This window comes from Brevibacillus sp. FSL L8-0520 (assembly GCF_037963895.1).
Lineage (GTDB): Bacteria > Bacillota > Bacilli > Brevibacillales > Brevibacillaceae > Brevibacillus > Brevibacillus borstelensis.
The window spans coordinates 3,976,185-3,998,737 of sequence record NZ_CP150171.1 but is presented as its reverse complement, the minus strand read 5'-3'; the positions used below and the strand labels follow the sequence as shown (position 1 = coordinate 3,998,737).

The 22,553-nt window shown below is 52.5% G+C and carries 23 protein-coding genes; 15 read left to right on the top strand and 8 right to left on the bottom strand.

Annotation, left to right across the window (positions count from 1 at the left end; translation table 11 throughout):
* Nucleotides 1–2: 2 nt before the first annotated feature.
* The 10 genes from NSQ24_RS19930 to NSQ24_RS19885 all read left to right on the top strand — a co-directional run bounded on the left by NSQ24_RS19930 (nt 3) and on the right by NSQ24_RS19885 (nt 11,273).
* Nucleotides 3–1,871, top strand: a complete 1,869-nt coding sequence (locus NSQ24_RS19930) for a sensor histidine kinase (protein ID WP_031931872.1) — start codon at nt 3–5, stop codon at nt 1,869–1,871.
* Complete coding sequence (locus tag NSQ24_RS19925) at nt 1,843–3,441, top strand: response regulator (RefSeq protein WP_339166450.1); 1,599 nt, start codon at nt 1,843–1,845, stop codon at nt 3,439–3,441. The genes NSQ24_RS19930 and NSQ24_RS19925 overlap by 29 nt, the downstream gene beginning before the upstream one ends.
* Nucleotides 3,442–3,455: 14 nt before the next feature.
* On the top strand, nt 3,456–5,072 hold the full coding sequence (locus NSQ24_RS19920) for a glycoside hydrolase family 3 protein (RefSeq protein ID WP_031931870.1): 1,617 nt from the start codon (nt 3,456–3,458) through the stop codon (nt 5,070–5,072).
* Nucleotides 5,073–5,102: 30 nt separating this feature from the next.
* Entirely contained in the window at nt 5,103–5,594 is a 492-nt protein-coding gene (locus NSQ24_RS19915; protein ID WP_122957882.1) for a GNAT family N-acetyltransferase, read from the top strand.
* Between the two features lie 175 nt (nt 5,595–5,769).
* Nucleotides 5,770–6,939, top strand: a complete 1,170-nt coding sequence (gene nagA / locus NSQ24_RS19910; protein ID WP_339166448.1) for an N-acetylglucosamine-6-phosphate deacetylase — start codon at nt 5,770–5,772, stop codon at nt 6,937–6,939.
* Nucleotides 6,940–7,404: 465 nt separating this feature from the next.
* Nucleotides 7,405–7,902, top strand: a complete 498-nt coding sequence (locus tag NSQ24_RS19905) for a hypothetical protein (protein WP_141334132.1) — start codon at nt 7,405–7,407, stop codon at nt 7,900–7,902.
* A 36-nt stretch (nt 7,903–7,938) separates the two neighbouring features.
* On the top strand, nt 7,939–8,061 hold the full coding sequence (locus NSQ24_RS19900) for a hypothetical protein (protein WP_339166446.1): 123 nt from the start codon (nt 7,939–7,941) through the stop codon (nt 8,059–8,061).
* Between the two features lie 96 nt (nt 8,062–8,157).
* Nucleotides 8,158–9,645, top strand: a complete 1,488-nt coding sequence (gene istA / locus NSQ24_RS19895; RefSeq protein WP_227278712.1) for an IS21 family transposase — start codon at nt 8,158–8,160, stop codon at nt 9,643–9,645.
* A gap of 1 nt (nt 9,646) precedes the next feature.
* The gene (istB, locus tag NSQ24_RS19890; RefSeq protein ID WP_172921002.1) at nt 9,647–10,372 is read left to right on the top strand and encodes an IS21-like element helper ATPase IstB; all 726 of its coding nucleotides are present in this window, start codon (nt 9,647–9,649) and stop codon (nt 10,370–10,372) included.
* 31 nt (nt 10,373–10,403) lie between these two features.
* Complete coding sequence (locus NSQ24_RS19885) at nt 10,404–11,273, top strand: hypothetical protein (RefSeq protein ID WP_339166443.1); 870 nt, start codon at nt 10,404–10,406, stop codon at nt 11,271–11,273.
* Nucleotides 11,274–11,417: 144 nt separating this feature from the next.
* Here NSQ24_RS19885 and NSQ24_RS19880 read toward each other — a convergent pair whose 3' ends face one another.
* Genes NSQ24_RS19880 through NSQ24_RS19850 form a run of 7 tightly spaced genes read right to left on the bottom strand, consistent with a single transcriptional unit; the run spans nt 11,418 to nt 17,243 of the window.
* Nucleotides 11,418–12,173, bottom strand: coding sequence for a purine/pyrimidine permease (locus NSQ24_RS19880; protein ID WP_339166442.1), 756 nt, complete (start codon nt 12,171–12,173; stop codon nt 11,418–11,420).
* On the bottom strand, nt 12,170–12,616 hold the full coding sequence (locus tag NSQ24_RS19875; protein ID WP_339166441.1) for a hypothetical protein: 447 nt from the start codon (nt 12,614–12,616) through the stop codon (nt 12,170–12,172). Before NSQ24_RS19875 ends, NSQ24_RS19880 begins: the two co-directional genes overlap by 4 nt.
* Nucleotides 12,613–14,151 carry an ABC transporter ATP-binding protein gene (locus tag NSQ24_RS19870; RefSeq protein WP_024983925.1) on the bottom strand — a complete coding sequence of 513 codons (1,539 nt, stop codon included), beginning with the start codon at nt 14,149–14,151 and terminating at the stop codon, nt 12,613–12,615. The genes NSQ24_RS19875 and NSQ24_RS19870 overlap by 4 nt, the downstream gene beginning before the upstream one ends.
* Before the next feature lie 24 nt (nt 14,152–14,175).
* Nucleotides 14,176–14,730 (bottom strand): BMP family ABC transporter substrate-binding protein, encoded by a 555-nt coding sequence (locus NSQ24_RS19865; RefSeq protein WP_265575874.1) that lies wholly within the window; start codon nt 14,728–14,730, stop codon nt 14,176–14,178.
* Between the two features lie 14 nt (nt 14,731–14,744).
* Nucleotides 14,745–15,260, bottom strand: a complete 516-nt coding sequence (locus tag NSQ24_RS19860; protein ID WP_265575873.1) for a BMP family ABC transporter substrate-binding protein — start codon at nt 15,258–15,260, stop codon at nt 14,745–14,747.
* A 46-nt stretch (nt 15,261–15,306) separates the two neighbouring features.
* Nucleotides 15,307–16,239 carry a ribokinase gene (gene rbsK, locus NSQ24_RS19855; protein WP_024983927.1) on the bottom strand — a complete coding sequence of 311 codons (933 nt, stop codon included), beginning with the start codon at nt 16,237–16,239 and terminating at the stop codon, nt 15,307–15,309.
* Nucleotides 16,236–17,243, bottom strand: coding sequence for a LacI family DNA-binding transcriptional regulator (locus NSQ24_RS19850; protein WP_003388957.1), 1,008 nt, complete (start codon nt 17,241–17,243; stop codon nt 16,236–16,238). The genes rbsK (NSQ24_RS19855) and NSQ24_RS19850 overlap by 4 nt, the downstream gene beginning before the upstream one ends.
* Before the next feature lie 355 nt (nt 17,244–17,598).
* Here NSQ24_RS19850 and rbsK (NSQ24_RS19845) point away from each other — a divergent pair, with 355 nt between their 5' ends.
* On the top strand, nt 17,599–18,504 hold the full coding sequence (rbsK, locus tag NSQ24_RS19845; RefSeq protein WP_003388958.1) for a ribokinase: 906 nt from the start codon (nt 17,599–17,601) through the stop codon (nt 18,502–18,504).
* 79 nt (nt 18,505–18,583) lie between these two features.
* On the opposite strand, the gene NSQ24_RS19840 is transcribed toward rbsK (NSQ24_RS19845), so the two are convergent.
* Complete coding sequence (locus NSQ24_RS19840) at nt 18,584–19,126, bottom strand: PadR family transcriptional regulator (protein ID WP_003388959.1); 543 nt, start codon at nt 19,124–19,126, stop codon at nt 18,584–18,586.
* 280 nt (nt 19,127–19,406) lie between these two features.
* Here NSQ24_RS19840 and sugE point away from each other — a divergent pair, with 280 nt between their 5' ends.
* The 4 genes from sugE to NSQ24_RS19820 all read left to right on the top strand — a co-directional run bounded on the left by sugE (nt 19,407) and on the right by NSQ24_RS19820 (nt 22,512).
* Nucleotides 19,407–19,727, top strand: a complete 321-nt coding sequence (gene sugE / locus NSQ24_RS19835) for a quaternary ammonium compound efflux SMR transporter SugE (protein WP_003388960.1) — start codon at nt 19,407–19,409, stop codon at nt 19,725–19,727.
* A 162-nt stretch (nt 19,728–19,889) separates the two neighbouring features.
* On the top strand, nt 19,890–20,873 hold the full coding sequence (locus tag NSQ24_RS19830) for an ABC transporter ATP-binding protein (protein ID WP_003388961.1): 984 nt from the start codon (nt 19,890–19,892) through the stop codon (nt 20,871–20,873).
* Nucleotides 20,870–21,724 (top strand): ABC transporter permease, encoded by an 855-nt coding sequence (locus NSQ24_RS19825; RefSeq protein WP_003388962.1) that lies wholly within the window; start codon nt 20,870–20,872, stop codon nt 21,722–21,724. Before NSQ24_RS19830 ends, NSQ24_RS19825 begins: the two co-directional genes overlap by 4 nt.
* On the top strand, nt 21,721–22,512 hold the full coding sequence (locus tag NSQ24_RS19820) for an ABC transporter permease (RefSeq protein ID WP_003388963.1): 792 nt from the start codon (nt 21,721–21,723) through the stop codon (nt 22,510–22,512). Before NSQ24_RS19825 ends, NSQ24_RS19820 begins: the two co-directional genes overlap by 4 nt.
* The last annotated feature ends 41 nt before the right edge of the window (nt 22,513–22,553 follow it).

The window sequence follows — 22,553 nt, the reverse complement described above, 5'->3', positions numbered from 1 at the left end:
GTATGCTGCGTAACCTGCGCCATAAATTGATTGTCGCGTTTATCGGATTTATCATCATCCCGCTCTGCCTGCTCGGGGCAGTCACGTATGTTCTCTCGCAAAACGCCATTCAGCAGCGCTACGGCGAGCATACGGAAGAGACGCTGAAGGCTTTGGGCAGAAATCTCCAGTACGTTTTATCGGAGATTGGCAATGTCTCCGATGCCGGGATCACCAGCCCTGCCCTCCAGCCGTTTCTCACGGCCAACTCAACCTCGCAGGCCAACGAGCTTCTGGAGACGAACGAGGCGGAGATGGCACTGCGCCGCGTTTTTTTCATCCACCCGGCTGTGCAGTACGTAGCGTTGTACCGGCTCGATGGGCGCATGTTCAAAACGTTTCGCCCGCAGGGGCAGACGATTCCGTACGAGACATTTATCCATCATCCGATTGTCGGGCAGGTCATCGAGAAAAACGGCCACCCCGTGTGGATAGGTCCGTATGAACAGCCTGATCTGAGCGCAAACGACAAGGTATTTACGCAGGTGCGTCTCGTCAAGGACATGAACAACTTTGACGACAGGGCCATTCTTCTGATGGAAGTGAAAATAAACGAGCTGCACCGGATGTTTTCCCAGACGCCGCTGTCCTATCGGCAGAACGGCCGCTATCTGATCGCGAACAAGCAGGGGGCGGTTCTGTACGATTCGCGAACGGAGCTGGGCGGCACCAACCTCTTGAGGTCAGCTCCGTTTCAGCCGGATCTGGAGTATCAGAGCTATCGGGGCATGCTGCAGGACGAGGACAGCCTCTTTTCTGTCTACAAGCTGCCCGCGAGCGAATGGTACCTCGTTTCCGTCGCTTCCTGGGCGACTGTCTCCCATGACAGTACGACGATTGCCCGCTGGGTCGGCGGGGTCTTGCTGCTTTCCCTGATCGCCGCACTCCTTTTCAACATGCTGTTCGTCAACAGAATCACCCAGACGATCATTCAGATCGTGCGTTTGATGAAGCGGGCCGAGCGGGGGGACCTCACCGTTCGGGCAAAGCCGTCCGGGGACGACGAGCTGACGAGGCTGGCCGGAGGGTTCAACAGCATGGTCGGAACGATCCAGCATCTGCTGGAGGAGGTGAAGCGGGAGCAGGAGCGAAAAAAGCGGGCGGAGCTTGCACTGCTTCAGGCACAGATTCACCCGCATTTCCTGTTTAACACGCTGGAGTCGATCAATGTACTGGCGATCCAGAATGAAGGGCACAGGGTAAGCCAGATGATTTACCGGCTGGGCAATATTCTCCGCATCAGCATCAGCGACCGGGAGCACATCCCGATCAGGCGCGAGCTGGAGCATTTGCGCAGCTATCTGGAAATTCAATCGTTCCGGTTTGAAAATCTGTTCTCCTACGAAATTCAGATACCTGTTCATTTGTATGAGTACTCGATCCTCAAGCTAACCCTGCAGCCGCTCGTAGAAAACAGCATCCAGCACGGCTTCGAGGGAATCAGCCGGCCCGGATTCATCTCCATTACAGCGGAAGAGAGACAGGACTCGATTGTTCTCACTGTCCGCGACAACGGCAAGGGAATGACCGCAGACCAACTGGCCCTGCTGGCTGAGTCCGGCATGAGGAAGCAAGCGGAAGGGCAGGCAAAGGGGGCTACAGACGGCCGTCTGGCGAGGGACCGGAACGCGGAAAATGTCTCTTTGCAGGGACGCTCGGACCGCCGGGGCCTGGGCGTGGCCAACGTCGCTGACCGGATACGGATTTCCTATGGAAGGGCGTACGGACTCTTTCTGTGCAGCATGCCGGGCGAAGGGACGACGGTGCGGTGCGTGATTCCGAAGTACAGTCAGGAGGAGTTGCATGAGGCTGAACGTCATGCTGGTGGATGATGAGATTCATATTCTGAAAAATTTGAACATGGTCATCCCGTGGGAGATGCTGGATATGCAGGTCGTCTCCCTGGCGCAAAACGGGGCCGAAGCATGGGCCGCCTTTCAGGAGCATCGGCCTGATCTGATTTTGTCCGACATTCGCATGCCGATCATGGACGGAGTCTCTTTGGTCAAGGAAATTCGCGACGCGGGAGAGGCGTGCGAGGTGATCATGCTGACGGGCTTCACCGATTTTGAGTACACCCGCTCGGCGATCCGCTACGGTGTCAAGGACTACATCGTCAAACCGATCAACTATCAGGAGCTGCATGAGGTGATCGAGAGGGTAGGCGGGGAAATCCGCCAGCGCAAGCAGGCCCGCTTGCTGGAGGAAAAAGTGTGGCGGGAGTTTACCGAGCTGGCCAAGCAAAAGTACTTGTTCGATGCGCTGATGGGGCAAGCGGCAGGGCATAGCCATTACACAATCACGGGGAAAACGCAGACGTGGGGGGAGAAATATGCAGTGTTCGTCGCCGATCTGGACGATTACCCGCAGCTTGCTCGTCACTGGAGCCATGAGGAACGCAACCTGTGGAATTTTTCCGTGCAAAACGTGCTCCGCGACAGCTTTTCCTCGGTTGTGGGAAAAGAGAGTGCCTTGGTCCTGACAATGCGCGAGGGCGAATGGTGTTTGCTGGCGTTGAGAGAAAGTCCACTGGAGGAAGCGGAGATACGCTCCTGGGCAAGCCGCCTGCAAAAGGCCGTCTCCCAACACCTCGCTTTCTCGATCAGCGTCGGCTACTATACGGAAATTGTTGCCGTGCCGGAGCTTTCCGCTGTCTACCAGCAGATGAAAAAAGCGATTCACTTCGATCTCGCACGTCACGAGAAGGCGATTTTTGCTGTAGAGCCGGAGACATCGCAAGAAAGCGCCACCGGGTACAACTGGTGGAGTCTTCTCGAAGAGCTGCTGTCCGGTTTGAAGCGGCATGACCTGGCCTCGATCAAGCGGACGCTTTCCCGCATGCGAGATGACCTGCAGCCTACGTCCAGATATTCGCTGACGCGGACGGAGCAAATCCTGCGCTATTATCTGCTCCATCTGGTGCGGGAGATGAAGGACATGCAGATTATCACCGGACAGCTTGAGGAGCTGGTCTGGATGAAGCTGGAGCGGGCGCAGGGGATCAGGGAGCTTTTGCAGGTCATTCATCAGGTCCTGGAGGACAGCATCCGGGAAAGCGTAAAAAAGAAGACCGGCGACGTGCTGATGATCAGGGCGATGGAATACATCCAAAAGCACCTCACCCGGGATTTGGGCGTAGAAGAGGTGGCCGGGCATCTCGGCATCAGCTCCAGCTACTTCAGCCTTTTGTTCAAGCAGCATACGCGGCTCACTTTTGTCGAGTATTTGACACAGCAGCGAATGGAGCGTGCCCGTTTTCTCCTGTCCATGAGCGGAAAAACCATTCATGAAATCAGCCGGGAAGTGGGCTATCCGGACCGGCGGTATTTTTCCAAAGTATTTCAAAGGAACACCGGACTTACGCCGTCGGAATACCGCGAGCAGGCAGCACAAAAAGAATGAGGGAGTGGAGCGAAATGAGAACGATCGGAGATTTGAGCTTGCGAGAAAAAATCGGACAAATGCTGGTGTGCGGCTTTGACGGCCACCAACCGACGGACGGGATTCGCGACTTGATCCGGCAATACGGGCTGGGCAACATCATCTACTTTAGCCGCAATGCCGGCTCGGTAGAACAAGTGCACAGGCTTTCAAGCGAGCTAAAGCAGTGGGCGGCAGAGCACAGCGACATTCCGCTGGGCATCGCAATCGATCAGGAGGGCGGGATGGTAACCCGTGTGACGAACGGAGTCACGCCCTTGCCGGGAAATATGGCCATTGGAGCTACCCGGGATGAGTCTGCCGCTTTTGAATTGGCCAGGATTAGCGGAAGTGAACTTCGTTTATTAGGCATAAATATAAACTTTGCTCCCGCAGTGGATATCAACAATAACCCGCTCAATCCCGTGATCGGCGTCCGCTCCTACGGGGAAACGCCGGAGCTGGTGAGCAGGATGGGGGTTGCGGCGGTTCGCGGCTTCCAGTCGGCGGGGATCGCGGCGACGGTGAAGCACTTCCCCGGACATGGGGATACGAGCGTGGACTCGCATTTTGACATACCAGTTCTCCCGCTTGATCGCAAGCGCTTGGAGCAGCTGGAGCTGGTGCCGTTCAAAAAGGCGGTGGAAGCGGGAGTAGACATGGTGATGACAGCGCATATCGTGCTGCCTGAAATCGAGCCGAAGAAGCTGCCGAGCACGTTGTCTCCCGCAGTCATTACCGGTATTTTGAGAGAAGAATGGGGCTATGACGGCATCGTGATTACCGATTGCCTGGAGATGGACGCGATCGCCGCTCATTACGGTGTGGGGCCGGCTGCCGTCATGGCAGTCGAAGCAGGAGTCGACCTGATCATGGTCAGCCACCGGTACGACCGTCAGCGGGAAGCGTTTGAGGCCCTGCTGCAAGCCGTTATAGACGGCAGAATCTCTGAGGAGCGCATCGACCGATCCGTCACGAGAATCTTGCGGCTCAAGCAGCAGCGAAAGATGGAGGAGGCCATGCTTCCCTGGGAAGCTGTCGAACCCCGGCTGGAAGCAGCGGAAGAGCGGCGGACTGCCGAGCGGATCAGCGAGCAAAGCATCACGGTCGTAAAGGATGAAGGGAAGAACCTGCCGCTGCGGAGAGGAGCGGACACATGCGTCATCTGGCCGGTGGTCAGGGCGGCCAACGACGCGGACGAACGCTACGCGGACAAGGAGACGCTCGCTTCTTACCTGAGCAGTATGGGGATGCAGATTGTTGAAAACGTCGTAGCGACGAACCCGACACCCGAAGAGATCGCACAGGCAGTCGCCTCCAGCAAAGGCTTCGGGCAGGTCATCGTCGCCACGTACAATGCCGCCTTTTTCCCCGGGCAATCCAAGCTGGTCGACGAGCTGCTCGCCGTCCACGGAAAACGGCTGATCGTCGCAGCCATTCGCAATCCGTTTGATTACTCCCTCTTTCCCGAGGCGGGGACGTATGTATGCAGTTATGAAAGCAGACCGCTCGCCATGCAATCGCTGGCACGGGTGCTCACGGGCCGCGTTTCGCCGACGGGAAAGCTGCCGGTCACGCTGTCGACAAACTTTGCCTTCGGCTGGAGAGGGTAGTTGCGTTACAATAGAGGAGGACAAGGATCGATGAACGAATTTCAAGTCAGAGCGATTACACCGGAAGACAGGGGATGGCTGGCGGGCTTTTTGGAACAGCAGTGGGGCAGTCCGCAGATGGTCTACGGGGATCAAGTGTACCATTGCGACCAGCTTCCTGGTTTTGTCGCCCTGTACGGGGAAAAGACAGCGGGCTTGGTTACGTATACAGAGACAGGGGATGGCTGGCAGATCGTCTCCTTGGACAGCCTCCGCGAGGGAATGGGGATCGGCAGTGCCCTCATGCTCGCGGTAGAGCGGGCGGCTATGCAAAATGGAATAAAGCGGATATGGCTTTTGACGACCAATGACAATCTGAACGCGCTGCGTTTTTATCAAAAGCGCGGCTACGAATTGGTCGAGGTACGGCGAAACGCTGTGGAGCAGGCGAGAAGGCTGAAGCCCTCTATTCCCGTGATTGGCACGGACGGCATCCCTTTGCGAGACGAGATCGAGCTGGAGAAGCCGTTGAAGCTGGAATAACTGGTAAAGCTGGAACAGCTAATGAAGCTGGAGGAACCGTTTAAGCCGGAACAGCTGATGAAGCTGGAATACCCGGCGAGGCTAGGGCAAACCGTTTGCTTCCCCGTCAGGCGCAAGTCGCTCACAAGGCAGAAATCGTCTCAACACTAGCAGCATACGCATGGAGGGATACACAATGTCAGATAGATTTGCCCTGCGGGGAAGGGTGGTAGCGAACGGACAGGACATCCTGGACGGACTGGTCGTGGTGAATGGTACTGCCGTTGAGTATGCCGGAACGGCAGACGGGTACGGAAAGGAATGGCCGGAGCAAGTGGAGCGGGTGGAGAACGGCTTTATTTGTCCGGGGTTTGTGGATATGCATATGCACGGGATTGCCGGCAGCGACACGATGGACGGGACTCCTGAAGCGCTGCAGACGATTTCCCGTGCGCTGGCGGGCTATGGCGTCACTTCGTTTTTGGCGACCACGATGACCGCTCCTTATGCTGATTTGGAAAAGGCGATCCGCAATGTGGTGGCAGTATCTCGGCAGGGAATGGACGGAGCATCCATCGTCGGAATTCATCTGGAGGGGCCGTGGATCAACCCGAGGTACAAAGGAGCGCAAAAAGAGGAAAATATCGCAGTCCCCAAGCTGGAAGATGTTCGTCGTTTGCACGAGCTGGCCGATGGTCTTATGAAAGTAGTGACGATCGCACCGGAACAGCCCGAGGCGACCGAAGCGATTCAATGGCTGAAGGAGCAGGGGGTCGTCGTTTCCGCCGGGCATACCGGCGCCAGCTTCGACCAGGCAGGGAAAGCCGTGGAGAGCGGCGTCTGCCACTTCACCCACTGCTTCAATGCGATGACGGGTCTGCATCACCGCGAGCCGGGAGTCGTCGGCGCGGCCATGTACCACGAGCAGCTGAGCACCGAGCTGATCGCTGATGGCGTGCATGTGCATCCAGCCGTTATGCGGATTTTGTACCGCGTCAAATCGGCGGCGCGGCTCGCGCTGGTCAGCGACTCCATGCGCGCGGCCGCATTGGGCGAGGGCACGTACGATCTCGGCGGACAGGAAGTGCATGTCCGCGGTGCGGAAGCCCAACTGGCAGACGGTACCCTGGCCGGGAGCATCCTGACGCTGAACCGCGCCGTGCAAAACATGGTCGTGCTGTCGGGAGTGCCGCTTGCAGAAGCAGTGGCGATGGCATCGGAAACGCCTGCCAACATCCTTGGGCTTGGCACGCAGAAAGGAAAGCTGCAAGCCGGGTTTGACGCAGATCTGGTCGTGCTTGGGGACGATTTTGAAGTGCAATCTGCTTATGTAAGCGGAAGGCTTGTTTATCGGGTGCAAAAGTAGAGTGACTGGGCGCTGTTTCCCTTTCTGCTTGGTAAGAGATTGCAGTCCAGTGATTAGCTTAATAGATAACAGTGAAAGACCGCCTAACTTATTAAGCTAAAGGCGGTCTGTTTTTGGGTAAAAATAAACTTTTAGATTTATATATTAACATTAGTCCAATATAGCCTAACTTCGAATGAGTGAAAAAAACAAGACTTGTGCATTCTTGATTAAGGCTCTATTTCGTTTTCAGACGTAAATTGCAGTAGTGTCTGGGCAAAGGTTTCAAAAATCTTATAAAGGCTACTTTATACTCGGAGGGATGCGCGAAACGACTGAAATTGCAAAATAATGACCAAATATGGATTATTATGTAACATTCTCTCTTTTGCAACGTTAATGTAAATAGGAGGTGGTATCTACTATGTAATAACAATATGTTAGAGAATTAAAAAATATTAATTACGAAAGGTGGTAGCAAGATTAATGAAAAAATTTTTATCGTTAGGTTTAGCTCTCTCACTTGCGGTTGTTGGTAATTTTACTTTAATTGAAGGTGCATCTGCTAAAATATGTGACAACGACCCTACGTCAAGTTCAGGTTGCACCCATAATTACGATGGTTCTTGGACCTATAAAAGTGGCCAGTCAGGTAGTTATAACAAGGATCATCGCGTAATTTCAGAGCGAGGAGGTACTTGGTATGAATGGGGGATGGGGAGTCTACCAGCAGGACGTGCAACATTAGAAGTATACTTAGCAAATGCTGATTTCACAAATAGGGAAGCTATGTACTATATATTGCACCAAGGTTTGACATATGAGGAATATGTTGGTTCAGTCAATCAATATTCAGCTAGATCGGGTTGGAATGAAGTGGGGACCATGAGGCTAGATTCGGGTAAGACATGGGTTATTTTATATGGTAAGGATGAGAGTGGAAGATCAAATACCCAAACAGGTGCTGACGCTGTTTCTCTGTGATAAAAACGAATATAAATGAAAGGGAGGTTTTAACAGATGAAAAAGAAATTTGTAGCCATTCTTGCAACTTCCTTAGTAGGTCTTGGATTGACTGGATTTTATACACTGAAAGGGACTGCTGTTTATTGCACAATAGAAATGCCTAATATTGCAGCGTAAAAATGCTCAAAACAAATACAAAAAAGGCACTTGTCAGCATCAATAATTCCTCCTACCGTTAGGTTTGGGACAACTTAGCGAAGGAGAATGGAAAGGATGCTGAAAATGCCTCAACAACACTATATCAGGTTTTTACGCGAAGTAGAAGGATGCTCGGTAAACGAGATTGCAGGACGCGTAGGTGTTCACTGGCGGACTGCCAAAAAATATGCCGATAAAACCGATTGGAATGCCTCGATGACAAAACGAAAGGGCAGAAGTCCTGTCATGGGTCCATTTATGGAGATCGTCGATACCTGGTTAGAGGAGGACCGTTTGGTCCCCCGTAAGCAGCGACACACAGGTGTGCGCATTTTCCAACGTTTGCGCGATGAGCATCAGTTTACAGGTGGACAACGTACAGTATTGGCCTATGTGCAGAGACGAAAAAGTGAAATGGAACTGGACCGTGCCAAAACGTACGAACGGCTTGAACATCCACCGGGTGAGGCACAAGTGGACTTTACAACCATTGAGGTATGCCGAGATCATCGATTGGTCACATACAAACTGCTGGTAATGTCTTTTCCGTACAGCAATGCCGCTTTCGTCTATCCGACACCAGCGGAGAATCAGGAATGCTTTTTGGAGGCGATGAAGCTGTGCTTTGAACAAATGGGAGGTGTTCCTCAGCGAATCTGGTTTGACAATCTCTCCGCTGCCGTCGTTCATATCGAGAAGCAGGGCGAACGGCAATTAACGGATGGCTTCCAGCGATTCTGCGCTCACTACCGGTTTGAAGCTGTCTTTTGCAACCCATACAGTGGTCATGAGAAGGGGCACGTGGAGAACAAATGCGGGTACTCCAAGCGCAATTGGGCAGTGCCGATTCCCATCTATGAAAGCCATGAACAGTTAGTTGCCTACTTCGCCGAGCAAGCTAGCCGTGATCGTGGTCGTCAGCATTATGCCCTAAATCGTTGCATCGCAGATCTATGGGAGGATGATCGCCGTAAATTGCTTACCTTGCCGGAGCATGGATTTGAGGCTTTTCGCTTGGGTGCTGCAGTGGTGAATAAGTATGGAGAGATTCGGAAGGATGAATTGACGGTTCCGTTGCTGGGGATGGCAACGCCAGGCAGTGAGGTACTGATCCAAACGTTTTGGGATCGCCTTGTCATTCTAAACGGCCAACACCAGCTAATTCGGGAAGTACCCAGACCTTATACGGGACGAAATGTAGACATTCCGTGGTCACAAGTATGCGCTGGATGGCTGAAAAAACCACGTAGTGTAACGCACTCGCAGTTTCTCCGTATGCTACCGGAGATCTTGCAAGGGTATGTAACCGTGAAGGATCTAACAGAGCGAAAAGATCGTCTTCAGGCAATGTCGCACTGGTGTGATATTTACACCATCGAACAGATTCAAGAGGTAATTGCTCTACTAGGCCAAGACACACCGATTACGCGCATCACGGCCGTGCTAGGCGTAAAATATGGCAGTCGTGACCTCCCTGTCACGTGGGAGGAGACGTTGTCCCCTCCGGGAACTCGCGTAGAAGGTTCTCTCCAACGCTATGATCAACTTGTGGGGGTGAGCTGAGATGCCGACGGCATTGGGAGATTTGTGCCGACAACTCCGATTGGCGCATGTCGTGGACTACGTATCCGTTCAACAGAATGAGCAGATTCGTAGCATTGTGGAGCAAATCCTTGTTGCGGAACTGGACGGCCGCCGCCGTGCCAAGTTAGGTAAGCTTGTTCAGCAGGCGGGGTTCCCGCATATTAAGACTTTCGAGGGGTATGTGTATGACCATATCTCTTTCCCTAGTGGCAGTAGTCCGGAGCTGCTCCAGGAATTGGATTGGCTCGAACGCAAAGAAAATTTACTCTTAATGGGTGCCGTCGGCACAGGGAAAACCCATATGGCAACGGCACTGGGCGTGGAGGCTTGCCGCCGGGGCAAGGCGGTACAGTTCTACCGGGCTTCCGATTTGGTTTCTGTACTTCAGGAAAAATTTGTGGCGGGAACACTCAGCCGATTTCGCGAGAAATTGAAAAAGATAGATTTACTTATTCTCGATGAAGTCGGCTACGTGCCGTTCAGCCAAACCGGTTCTGAGTTATTGTTTAACGTGATTGCGGATTGCTATGAGCAACAGAGTGTGATCGTTACATCTAACCTGGAGTTTGGCCAATGGACATCGGTGTTTGGAGACACGAAGCTCACGTCGGCGCTCGTTGATCGTCTGGTACACCACGCTCATATCCTCTCATTCACAGGTGAGAGTTTCCGCTTCAAACAGGCAATGGATAGGATTCCTTTGTAGTTTCAAACGGCTGGCAAGTGCTTAGGCAATTTTGGCTGCAAAGCTGAGCATTTTCTACTTGCAAAACACAACTGCAGCGGAATCTACATCAAACGAAAGTAGTCAACAATACTCTTCACTTGAGGCGAACTCCACTAGTCATTCCTTGGTTTCCGTTCAAAATAAAATGCTGAATGCAATTGATCATTATCAAAGTGCTACAGGTTCTTACAGGGCTATACTGACGCCAATTGGCGTGGATGAGATAGTAGATTTTGAGGTTTATCGGGGAGCAAATCCTCGAAGCCATGTCAAAGTAATGGACAACAAGAGCAAAGTACTTAAGGAAACAGCTTTTGACGGAAACATGTTCATGTCGATTAATCATACCAATAAAACATATTTACAAAACAAAACAGCAACTCAACAGCAGACTGTGGCACTCGGCCAAAACACTCCTCGCTCATATAAAAATGATCAAGGAGAATTGGTATTCGTAAAAAGGCAGGACCCCGCTTTCTCAGGGGTGGCAAATGATGTATTATTCCCTCAAGACTATGCGTTTTGGTTAACACCTGACAATCATAAAGTAGTAGGAGAAGAAAAACTGTTAAATCGTACTTCAATCGTCATTGAAGGGGAGCATGACGATCCAATTTTGGCTGAAAAACATCAATCTACCCATTTTAAAATGTGGATAGATAAAGAAACGGGAGTATTGCTAAAATTAGTAGAGACAAATAGTATAGATGAAGTTACGAACTCCATAGAAGTCCTTTCTATCGAATTTGATAAACAGCAAGATGTTTCATCCTTGTCCAAAATGCAAGCTGTTCCTTCTGACTATAAAGATGTTTCGAAAAAGTTGAGGGATCGTGAAAATAGAGAGCAGAAAAAATCCGAGAAGGAAAATGAAAATTGAGTACGGAGATCATTTAGTAGGGCAGTTCCAAAAGTCTATCTGATGTAGACGAAAGGGACTGCCCTTTCTTCAGTGCGTAGGAGCTAGGCTTCCCTAAGAGTAGTTAGCCAGTTTTTTAAATCAAAACTACATACAAAAACACTTTTAATCCACGCTTTGTTTTTTCGTTGATTCACTACTCCTCTCCCTCCAAACCTGCTCCAGCCCCATCACAATCATCGTCCCAAACAACAGCCCGTTGCCCAGCGTATACCGGATGACCGACGGCAGCTCCTGAAAGACAGACGGCGGGAAAAACATCGAGCCTACACCAAAGAGCAGGCCGATCCCGATGATGGTCAGGCGGCGCTGGTCGAGCTGTGTCTGGACGAGCGATTGCAGGCCGATGCCGACCATCTGGACAAAGGAGGCGAGTACCGCCGCATACGCGACCGGGCTGGGAAGCATGGTCAGCAGCCGGATCACGCCGGGGAAGAAGGCAGCAGCAGCCATGATCAGGCAGGCCAGGAGAAACGGAATGCTGCTCCTTTGACCAGTGAGCCGAACGAAGCCGGCCGAGCCGGATAGAGGCACCATTCCAACTGTCGAGAAAAGGGCGGACAGCAGATGGGAAAAACCGCCGACTACCGAGCTGCGGGAAAGCTCCGCAGGCTCCAGTCCGGGCGTTCCCGTTTGCACCTGCTTCATCGCCGCGATGCTGGCAAAGGTGTTGGACAGCAGGATCATGACGATCAAAATGCTGGATGCGGCCATGCCTGGATCCCACAGCGGAGCTCCCCAGGCGAGCGCTTCGGGAACCTGGAGCAAGGTCTCGGCGGGGGCCGGATGCTTCCAGATGCCCGCCAGGTAGAAGGCCACACAGCCCGTCAGGATACCGATCAGAACCGCATAGCTTTTCACCCAGCCCTTACCGTAGATACGATCTCGTCGGCTTTGAAATAGGCCTTAAGCACACCGGGCAAAAAGCCGTACAAAGCGCCTCCGATCAGTGACGCCAAAACTACGAGCGGAATGTGTATCCATGGAGACATTTCCGGCAGATAGACGGCCACCAAAGCACCGGTCAACGCGCCGATATACAACTGGCCTTCCGCCCCCATGCTGAACACGCCGCTTTGAAAGACGACGACGATCGCCAGACCGGTGAAGACGAGAGGAATCATCCGGTTGAGAATCGAACCGAAGCTGAACAGCGTCGTAAATGGTTCGATCAGCAATGCTTGCAGCGCCGCGACAGGCTCATCGCTCACGAGAAAGATGACGAAAATACCGATGACCAGCGCCGCGACAATAGCCAATAAGATACCGAGGAGATCGAGGTATACTGCACTTCGCTGATTCATGTGGCACTCGCCCTCTTTTCTTGCTTTTTAACGCCCAACATGTAGAAGCCGATTTCTTCTTCGGTCAGGCTCTCTGAATTTTCCAAAATAACGGCCAGCTCTCCATTGTAGAGAACCCCGATCCGGTCGCTCAGGCTCATCACTTCTGACAGGTCGGCAGAGACGAGCAGGACCGCTGCTCCTTCGTCGCGCTTTTTGACGATCTCCTTGTGGATGAACTCGATGGAGCCGATGTCGACGCCTCGCGTCGGCTGGGCGGCGATCAGCAGCTTGGGATTTTTGGAAATCTCCCGGGCGACGACGATTTTTTGAATGTTTCCGCCTGACAGTGCCCCCGCCAGCGTATCGCGGCTCTGGGTGCGAATATCAAATTCCTGGATCAGCTTGTCCGCATGCTCATTGATTTTCTTTTGATTGAGAAAGAGACCGCGTCGAAACGATTTGTCACGATACAAATCCAGGATCAAATTTTCCTTGATAGAGGAAGTCAGGCAGGCACCTCTGGTCTGTCGATCTTCCGGAATGTGGCCAATCCCGATGTTGCGAATTTCTTCGATGCTTTTTCCTGCCAAATCTTGGCTGAGAAAGGTAATGCGGCCCTTGAAGTTTTTGCGGAAGCCGGTAATGACTTCGATCAATTCAGTCTGGCCGTTTCCTTCCACACCGGCGATGCCGAAGATTTCACCAGCTCGCACCTGGAAGGAAATATCGTTCAACACCTGCTTGCCCGTTTCTGATACATAGCTGACCTCATCGAGTGAGAGAACGGTCTCTTTGGGCTTGGCGGGCTGCTTTTCGACCCGCAACAGCACATCCCGTCCTACCATCAAGCGCGAAATCTCTTCTTTGGAGGTTTCGGAGGTAATCAGGGTAGAGATGGTTTTTCCTGCACGCAAAACCGTGATTCGGTCGGAAATTTCCATGACTTCATTCAGCTTGTGCGTGATAAAGATGATCGTATAGCCTTGTGACACCAGCTTCTTCAAAGATTGGAACAGTTCATCCGTTTCCTGAGGGGTGAGGACCGCGGTCGGCTCATCGAGAATGATGAGCCGCGCTCCACGGTACAAAACCTTCAAGATTTCTACGCGCTGCTTCAGGCCTACGGAAATGTTCTCTACTTTGGCATTCGGATCGACCTTGAGGCCGAACTCTTGAATCAGACGTTGCGTTTCCGCGATGGCTTTTTGATGGTCGGACAGGACACCCTTTGTCGGCTCGGAGCCGAGCACGATGTTTTGGGCGACAGTGAAGGAGGGGACCAGCATAAAATGCTGGTGCACCATCCCGATTTCGTATTTGATCGCATCTTTTGGACTCTTCAGAACGACTTTGTCGCCCCGGTAAAAAATATCCCCTTCGGTAGGGCTCTCAAGACCGAACAAAATCTTCATCAGTGTCGATTTTCCTGCACCGTTTTCGCCTACAAGTGCATGGATTTCGCCTTGTCGGACGGAGAACGAAACGCCTTGATTGGCTTTTGTGCCATTCGGATACACCTTGTGTATATTGCGCATTTCCAGCAGGTCAGCCATGGCGTACCTCCTAATTCATCTTGATTAATCTTGTTTAATCTTGATTTCTCCGCTGACTACTTTTACTTGAAGCTCGTCCATCTTGTCGCGGATTGCTTGCGGAACATGCTCGTTGTACAGATCGTCCTTCGCCAGGCCTACACCTTCTTCGTAAATACCGAGAGACTCGTTTTGGCCGAATGGCAGGTCGCCTTTTTTGTACAAATCGATGGCGCGGTAGATCGAGTTTCCAACGTTTTTCAGCATAGAGGTAAGAACGTGACCCGGTTGTACCATGTTTTGGTTGCTGTTGACACCGATTGCATATTTGCCGGATTCTTTAGCCGCTTCCAGACCGCCGATACCTGCAGGACCAGCAACGGTGAAGATGATGTCAACGTTTTGGGAGTTGTATTGGGCCAGGGACAGCTCTTTGCCTTTTGGCGCATTGTTGAAGTCGCCGACAAAGGAAGAGATGACTTTTACTTCAGGATCGATAAACTGTGCGCCTTGCTCATAACCAGCTTTAAAGTCGTTGATGATCGGAATGTCCATACCGCCGAGGAAGCCGATGGTTTTATCCGGGTTGGCCGCTTTCAAATCTGTGCTCGTAGTTACATCGCGGCAAAAGCGCCAGCCAGGAAGGAGCCTTCGCGTTGGTTGTATCTCACAGAGTAGATGTTTGGCACATCGGTAATGGTTTCATCAAAATAGATGAACTTTTGCTCAGGATAACGCTTGGCCAGATCGATCGTCGTTTCTTTCATTTGGCTTGTCCCAACGACAATGACCTCGTATTTTTTGCTTGCGACCATGGATTCCAGACCGGTAGGCCAGTCGGATTGGTTAGCTCCGCCTTGAACGGTTTTTACTTCGATGCCCAGCTCTTTTTCCGCTTTGTCCAGTCCTTCTTTCGCGGAGTCGAAGAACCCGCTGTCTCCCAGGTTTCCGCTTACATAGTAGCCGACAGACAATTTCTTTTCTGCCGATGCATCTGTTTTTGCATCGCCTTTGCTCGCCTCTTTCGGCTTCGCAGCGTTGTCAGCTCCGGAACCTCCGCCGCAGCCGGTCAAGGCCATGGACAGAATCAAAAGACTTGCTCCAATTTTTCCCAACAGACTTTTCTTCATGTTGTTTCCCCCATTTTTTATATGAAAATTAGTGAAACCGATGGAATTATTCCGGCTGCAGGAGCTGCAATGCGAACGCTTTCACTTCATCCAGCGTTGGCATTCCAGCCTGTGCGCCAAATCGGGTAACGGCAAGTGCCGATACTTTTCCGGCAAAGCGGACGGCCTTGTCCAGTTCGTAGCCGATTGACAGGGCGTAGCCAAGGCCAGCGTTGAAAGCATCGCCGGCGCCGGTCGTATCCATGACCTGCACATGATGGGCCGGGACGGATACGAGATTTTTCCCCGACTCCTTGTACACAGAGCCTGCTGCGCCAAGTGTAGTGACCACACAGCGGGGACCCATTTCCAGGAGGGCATCGATTGCTTTTTCGAGGCCGTCTCCATAAGGGTCAATACCGGTGAGCAGGTAAAGCTCGGAGCGGTTTGGCGTCATGTAGTCGACAGACTGCATCAGGCCCAAAGGAAGCTTTTGAGCAGGTGCTGGATTCAAAATGACGGTTTTCCCGTGCCGCTTCGCCAGCTGTGCCGAAGCGACTACTGTCTCCAACGGTATCTCCAGCTGGAGGAGGACCAGATCGGCAGCGGCAATTGTCTCCTCGAGTCCTTCGATATTCTCGGGCAGGCAAAGTGCGTTTGCCCCAGGAACGACGACAATGTGATTGTCATCGTGAGCAATCATGATAGAAGCAAGACCAGTAGGAGCATCGGAAGTCTTGGTCACGCGCTTGGTGACGACCTGGTTGTCTGCAAGCGACTGTGTCAGCGCTCCTCCGAAAGCGTCGTCACCAACCATTCCGACCATGACGGTATGCGCTCCCAGCCTGGAAGCGGCTACGGCCTGATTCCCGCCTTTGCCGCCGGGGATGAAGTGAGCCCTGGTGCCTGTAATGGTCTCTCCCACTTGTGGAAAACGGGGAGCTTCGACGACGATGTCCATATTCAGACTCCCGATGACCACAATGTTTGGTTGTCTCATGGTGTTTTCATGTCCTTTCTCGTAGAGCCTCTTGCGATCAATTCCACATCGAATTCATAGATTTGATTGTCAACAGCCACTCCCTCGATTTTTTGAATCAATAAGCGGGTCGACAATGCTCCCATGTCATAAATCGGCTGAGAGATGGTCGTCAACTCCGGCTCGGTAATTACGGTCAGCTCGATGCCGTCAAAGCCGCACAGGGCGACTTGATTCGGAACGGACAAGCCCATTTGCTGCAATTTTTTCAAAGCCCCGAGCGCCATCAGGTCATTGCCGGCAAAGATGCCGTCCACGTCGGGATGACGGGCCAGCAGATGTTCGACGGCCTCCATCCCTCCGTTGATCCGGAAGTGGCCGGGGACCATCAGGCTCGGGGTAAACCACTCAAAATGACGGACGGAGTCCTCGTAGCCGAGCAGTCGCTCTTTTCCTGTCGCCGTTTCCTGCGGTCCGTAGATGTGGGCGATTTTTTTGCACCCGATCTCCAGCAGATGGCGGACAGCCAGGGTCGCTCCCTCGTAATTCTTGGAGCGGACGACATAACAGGAGGCTTTTGAAGGAGCACGATCGAGAAGGACGAGTGGAATGCCGGCTTCGTTCATGGCGCTGATATCGGCCGCCTTCAATGAATGCGTGGCAAACAGAATGCCGTCAACATACCGTTTTTTCAGCACGTTGATATACGTTTGCTCTTTGCCGGAATCGTTGTCGGAGTTGCAGATCAGTACGGTATACCCGTACAAACGAGCGACGTCTTCCACTGCACGGGCCAGCTCGGAAAAAAACGGGTTGGAAATATCGGGCATGATGAGTGCGATCGTTTCCGTTTTTTTGCTGGCCAAGCCTCTCGCCACTTTGTTCGGTTCGTAGTTCAACATTTTGATGGCCTGCTGCACGGCCTGTTCCGTTTCTTTGTTGACGTAACCGTTCTTGTTGATGACACGGGAGACAGTTGCTACCGAGACACCGGCGAGCTTAGCCACATCTCTAATCGTTGCCAATCAGCACCATCCTCTTTGTAATCAGGATTGCAATGAAAAACCGATTACATATTGATGAAAAAGGGTGAAAACCTAGATTTTTCAGGCGTTTGCGAGTGTTTTTGATCATTGTGTGTAACCGGTTACACATCGGATAGGTCTAATAGTAAGCGATTAAGGATAATCTTGTCAAACATAAGATTCAGAATTTTTTGTTTCCATTATTTAGAAAATTTATGTAAATCTCTCCTCTGGCAAGGATGGAGTCCGACAGGGAAAACGATCGGACTGATCGGAATCAAAGGAAACGAAGGGATGAGAAGCGAAAATGGAGAGAATGAGAAACAGGCGATGTTAGAAAGCGGGGAAATCAGAGATGAATATTGTTGTTGTCGGCAGTCTCAATATGGATCTCGTATCGCACGTCCCTCGCTTGCCGAAAGCGGGGGAAACGATTACGAGCACATCGTTTCAAACCATTCCGGGAGGGAAGGGCGCCAATCAGGCTGTAGCCGCGGCAAGGCTGGGCGCTAACGTGCATATGATCGGAAAGGTGGGCTGCGATACATATGGGGACATGCTGCTGGAAAGCTTGGCTGATTCACTCGTAAATACAGGAGGCATCGGGAGGGAGGGGACGACGGGAATGGCCTTGATCAACGTCAGCGGCCGCGGCGAGAACAATATTGTGCTTGTTCCGGGCGCCAATGGCATGATGGGAAAGGCGGACATTGATCGGCACATACGGCTGCTGGAGGGCTGTGACGTTCTGTTGGTTCAACTGGAAATCCCGCTTGCAGTCGTGGAATATGCAGTCAAACTGGCGCATGATAGGGGCAAACTGGTTGTTTTGAATCCGGCTCCCGCCCAATCGCTGTCGCCTTCGTTTTTGCGGCATGTCGATACGGTCACTCCCAATGAAACGGAGCTTGAGCTTTTGTCGGGAATGCCCGTAGAGACGCTGTCCGAAATCGAAGCGGCTGCGGAAAAGCTGCTCGGACTAGGTCCGAAGCGTATCGTTGTGACGATGGGAGAGAAGGGGGCGCTCATCGTCAATGCGGATGGAGCGACACACATCCCCGCCCTTAAAGTGCAGGCGGTGGATACGACGGCTGCGGGGGATTCCTTTACGGCAGCCTTTACCGTCGGAATGGCAAAGGGGATGACCGACGAAGAGGCGGGCACATTCGCCAGCAGGGTTGCGGCGATTGCCGTGACCAGGCACGGAGCGCAGCCTTCCCTGCCGACCCTCGCGGAGGTGGATGCCCTGCAGGCAGAATAAACATGAAAGACAGGGAACGGCTGCAGCGGCGCCACCACAATGGAACGCTGCAGCCAGGTCCAAGGACAGGCAGCGTAAATTAAGCCTGCTGATCCAGCAGCTCCATCACCCAGCGGCACCAGTTCAGCTCCTCGCGCATACTGCTAACTCCCCTGCTCAAGAGGATGTATTCGCCGAAATACGGTGAACCGTGGTCTTGAGGCGTACCGTCGCAAGCAAGCTTCAGCTCTTCCAAAAAGGTTTCATACATGTTCAGTTGTTCCAGGCAATGGGCTTCTCTTTCTTCAAACAGCTTTCGAGCGGTGTTGCGGTCAGTCAGCCAGAGGCAATACGTTTTCAGAAACAGCTCGTCGCGCAGGACCGGCTCGGAGGTGGACTGGGTCAGCCACTCGCGAAGTGCAGTCCGCCCTTTTTCTGTAATGGAATACACTTTCTTGTCTGGCCGATCTGTCTGCGGAACCCGCGTAAATTCCAAATAGCCCTCCTGCTCCATCTTGGCCAGCAGAGGATAGATTTGACTGTGTTTGGCCTGCCAGAACGGTTGCAGTTGGAGCATCAGGTCATAGCCGGAGCTGGGTGTACGCGCTACCAGTCCAAGCAATCCATACGCCAGAGTGTTCAAGGGTGTACCCTCCTGATTCCTATTAATAGCGTAATTATATAAAGAGAGGACAGGGGTTTCAACCGAGCCTTGAGCTGTTGAAAGCCTCTTTTTTTGACGTTTCGCTAAATTGCTGGTAGTAGTGTGTGTAAAGAATGGATAGGTTATTTTCAGCAGGTGGGCCGCAAAGGTCACTGAGCATGCTCTCTCGCGTTCTTGCAGGCCGAAATATAACCCTGGCCGGGTATCAGTTCCTTCGGTGTTTGAAACAATAAGGGGGAACATCAGGAGGGATGGCAGCATGGCTTGGGTTTATTTGGTGATTGCGGGATTGTTTGAAGTCGTTTGGGCGATCGGGTTGAAATACAGCGAAGGGTGGAGCAAGCTGGTGCCGAGTGCAATTACTGTAGTTGGCATGGGCATCAGCTTTTACTTTTTGTCTATGGCACTCAAAGCGCTTCCAATCGGGACGGCATATGCGATTTGGACGGGCATTGGCGCGCTTGGAACGGTCGTTGTCGGCATGATCGCATTTGGGGAGCCGAGCAATATCATGCGGATCGTCTTCTTGCTTTGCATCATTGCGGGGATTGTCGGATTGAAGCTGACAGCCGGAGGGTGATTGAACGGTCGGGAAGCATTTTTCTTCAGGAGCAGCAAGGTTTTCTCCTGTCGGCAAAAAAAGTTTGCGCAACCTTTCGAAACTGTTTACAAAACGTGTCATACACGATATATTTACCTAGATTGGTATGAGCAAATAGACATATTGTGAGAAGATGACCGAATGAAAACGATGATAAATCTGGAATCAATTGAAAAACACTTTTCCGGTTCTGTCGTGGTTCCGCCACTCTCCCTTTCCATCCAGGAAGGGGAATTTCTAACGCTTTTGGGGCCAAGCGGCTGCGGGAAGACGACACTGCTCCGCATGATTGCCGGCTTTGAGCAGCCGACAGCGGGGGAAATTTACCTGGACGGCAAGGCGCTGACCAGCATTCCTCCCTATCAGCGGGACATGAACATGGTTTTCCAGCAATACGCCCTGTTCCCCCACATGAATGTCGAACAGAACATTCTGTTTGGACTGAAGATGAAGAAAGTAGAGGCGGCGGAGCAACAGCGGAGGCTGGAGGAAGTGCTGCAGTACACGCAGCTTGTCGAGCTGCGCAAGCGTACGCCGAAGCAGCTCTCCGGAGGGCAACAGCAGCGGGTGGCGATCGCGCGGGCGATCGTGAACAACCCGAAAGTGCTGCTGCTTGACGAACCGCTGGGAGCACTGGATTACCAGTTGCGAAAAAGCTTGCAGCTTGAGTTGAAAAATTTGCAGAAAAATTTGGGCATTACATTTATTTACGTAACGCACGATCAAGAAGAAGCGATGGCTATGTCTGATCGCATCGCCGTCATGAACAAAGGGCGGATCGAGCAAATTGCCACGCCGGCAGAAATCTACAATCATCCCAAGACGCTGTTCGTCGCTACCTTTATCGGGGAGAACAATATTTTCAGAAGCGGCGATGCCAGCATTGCGGTCAGACCGGAGAAGATCAAGATCTATCCGAAAGATTCCGAGCTGGACAAGCATCGCAAAAACGGCACGATCACCGATATGGTTTTCCTCGGCAACATGAGCAAGCTGTTTATCCGCCTCGAGAGCGAGGAGATGACGGTGCTGGCTCATGAGTACGCGACAGAGAGCCGGGGCTGGCAGGCAGGGGATCAGGTGGCGATCGGATGGTCGCAGGCAGACGAGGTGATGCTCACTTGAAAAACGGAAAGCAGTTGAAGATTTTGGCGCTGCCGGCTTTCGTTTGGCTGGGGGCGCTCTTCGTCTTGCCGATGTTGATGATTACTGCGCTGTCTTTTATGAAGCGCGGAACATACGGGCAGGTCGTCTATGAGTTTACGCTGAACAACTACGCCCGGATGATCGATCCGCTCTACATTCAGATTTTTTTTGACACCTTTCTCGTAGCGGTGCTGACAACGGCCATTTCTCTCGTGTGCGCCTACCCGATGGCTTACTACATTTCCCGCATGGATCGGTCTGCCCAGAAGATCTGGCTGCTGCTCGTCATGATCCCGTTTTGGATCAACTTTCTGGTCCGTTCCTACGCCTGGGTCATCATCCTGCGTTCGCAGGGAGTGATCAACACGTTCCTGCTCTCGACCGGATTGATTCAAGAGCCTTTGCCCTTGCTGTACAATTTCGGCTCGGTGATGGTAGGGATGGTGTACACGCTGCTGCCGTTCATGGTCCTGCCGATTTACGTTTCGCTGGAGCAGCTCGACAGGCGGAAGCTGGAAGCCGCCTACGATCTGGGCGCAACGCCGTGGAAGACGTTTTGGCACGTAACCCTTCCCTTGACGAAATCGGGTGTCATTACCGGCTCGATTCTGGTCTTCGTCTCCTCGATCGGGATGTTCGTCGTGCCCGACGTGATGGGCGGAGCGAAGTCCGCGCTGATGGGAAACGTCATCCAAAATCAGTTCTTGTCAGCTCGTGACTGGCCGTTCGGGTCTGCTCTCTCGATCGTCCTGATGCTGCTGTCCATGGTGTTGATCTACCTCTACTACCGCGCGGTCAACGCCGCCGAGGCAAAGGAGGGGACGGCATGAAAGCGCTGAGACATCGTACAATGGCCGGATATTCCTGGGCCATGCTCGTCTTTTTATACTTGCCGATCGCTGTATTGATGCTGTATTCGTTCAACGACTCGCGGATCAATGCTGTCTGGTCGGGCTTTACCTGGAAATGGTACGTATCCCTGTTTGACAACAGGCAGGTCATGGAGGCTTTGTGGAACAGCCTGAGCATCGCCTTGATCAGCAGTGTGCTGGCGACTGTGTTTGGCACCGCTGCCGCGCTTGCGATGAAGCACTACTCGCTCAGATGGAGAAGCGTGTTCAACGGGCTGACCTACTTGCCCATCGTTATCCCGGAAATCATGATGGGTCTGTCTCTGCTGGTCTTGTTCAGCCAGATTCATCTCGAGCTGGGCAAACTGACGCTGATCATGGCTCACGTCACCTTCAGTCTGCCGTACGTGATCGTCATCATCAACACGCGGCTGGCCGACATGGGCAAGGAGCTGGAAGAAGCGGCGCAGGATCTGGGCGCGACTGCGTGGGAGACCTTGCGTCACATCACGCTGCCTTTGATTTCACCCAGTATTATCGCCGGGTTTCTGATGTCCTTTACCTTGTCGCTGGACGATTTTGTTATCTCGTTTTTCGTAGCGGGTCCCAATTCGACGACCTTGCCGCTGTACATCTACGGACTGGTCAAACGCGGTGTATCTCCTGAGGTAAACGCCCTGTCGACGCTGCTGATCGTCTTTACTGTACTGCTCGTTGTTGCGGCTGAGTTGTTCCGCCGCAAAGATTCCAAGTCGCTCACTTTTTAAGTGGACATACACCCAAACAAAAGACTGGAGGTTGAAAAAGA

Coding starts and splice junctions, on each gene's coding strand:
- NSQ24_RS19930 (WP_031931872.1), top strand. CDS start 3: ATGCTGCGTAACCTGCGCCATAAATTGATTGTCGCGTTTATCGGATTT.
- nagA (WP_339166448.1), top strand. CDS start 5,770: ATGTCAGATAGATTTGCCCTGCGGGGAAGGGTGGTAGCGAACGGACAG.
- rbsK (WP_003388958.1), top strand. CDS start 17,599: ATGAATATTGTTGTTGTCGGCAGTCTCAATATGGATCTCGTATCGCAC.
- NSQ24_RS19830 (WP_003388961.1), top strand. CDS start 19,890: ATGAAAACGATGATAAATCTGGAATCAATTGAAAAACACTTTTCCGGT.
- NSQ24_RS19915 (WP_122957882.1), top strand. CDS start 5,103: ATGAACGAATTTCAAGTCAGAGCGATTACACCGGAAGACAGGGGATGG.
- NSQ24_RS19870 (WP_024983925.1), bottom strand. CDS start 14,151: ATGGCTGACCTGCTGGAAATGCGCAATATACACAAGGTGTATCCGAAT.
- NSQ24_RS19860 (WP_265575873.1), bottom strand. CDS start 15,260: ATGAAGAAAAGTCTGTTGGGAAAAATTGGAGCAAGTCTTTTGATTCTG.
- NSQ24_RS19900 (WP_339166446.1), top strand. CDS start 7,939: ATGAAAAAGAAATTTGTAGCCATTCTTGCAACTTCCTTAGTAGGTCTT.
- NSQ24_RS19905 (WP_141334132.1), top strand. CDS start 7,405: ATGAAAAAATTTTTATCGTTAGGTTTAGCTCTCTCACTTGCGGTTGTT.
- NSQ24_RS19925 (WP_339166450.1), top strand. CDS start 1,843: ATGAGGCTGAACGTCATGCTGGTGGATGATGAGATTCATATTCTGAAA.
- sugE (WP_003388960.1), top strand. CDS start 19,407: ATGGCTTGGGTTTATTTGGTGATTGCGGGATTGTTTGAAGTCGTTTGG.
- istA (WP_227278712.1), top strand. CDS start 8,158: ATGCTGAAAATGCCTCAACAACACTATATCAGGTTTTTACGCGAAGTA.
- rbsK (WP_024983927.1), bottom strand. CDS start 16,239: ATGAGACAACCAAACATTGTGGTCATCGGGAGTCTGAATATGGACATC.
- NSQ24_RS19920 (WP_031931870.1), top strand. CDS start 3,456: ATGAGAACGATCGGAGATTTGAGCTTGCGAGAAAAAATCGGACAAATG.
- NSQ24_RS19875 (WP_339166441.1), bottom strand. CDS start 12,616: ATGAATCAGCGAAGTGCAGTATACCTCGATCTCCTCGGTATCTTATTG.
- NSQ24_RS19820 (WP_003388963.1), top strand. CDS start 21,721: ATGAAAGCGCTGAGACATCGTACAATGGCCGGATATTCCTGGGCCATG.
- istB (WP_172921002.1), top strand. CDS start 9,647: ATGCCGACGGCATTGGGAGATTTGTGCCGACAACTCCGATTGGCGCAT.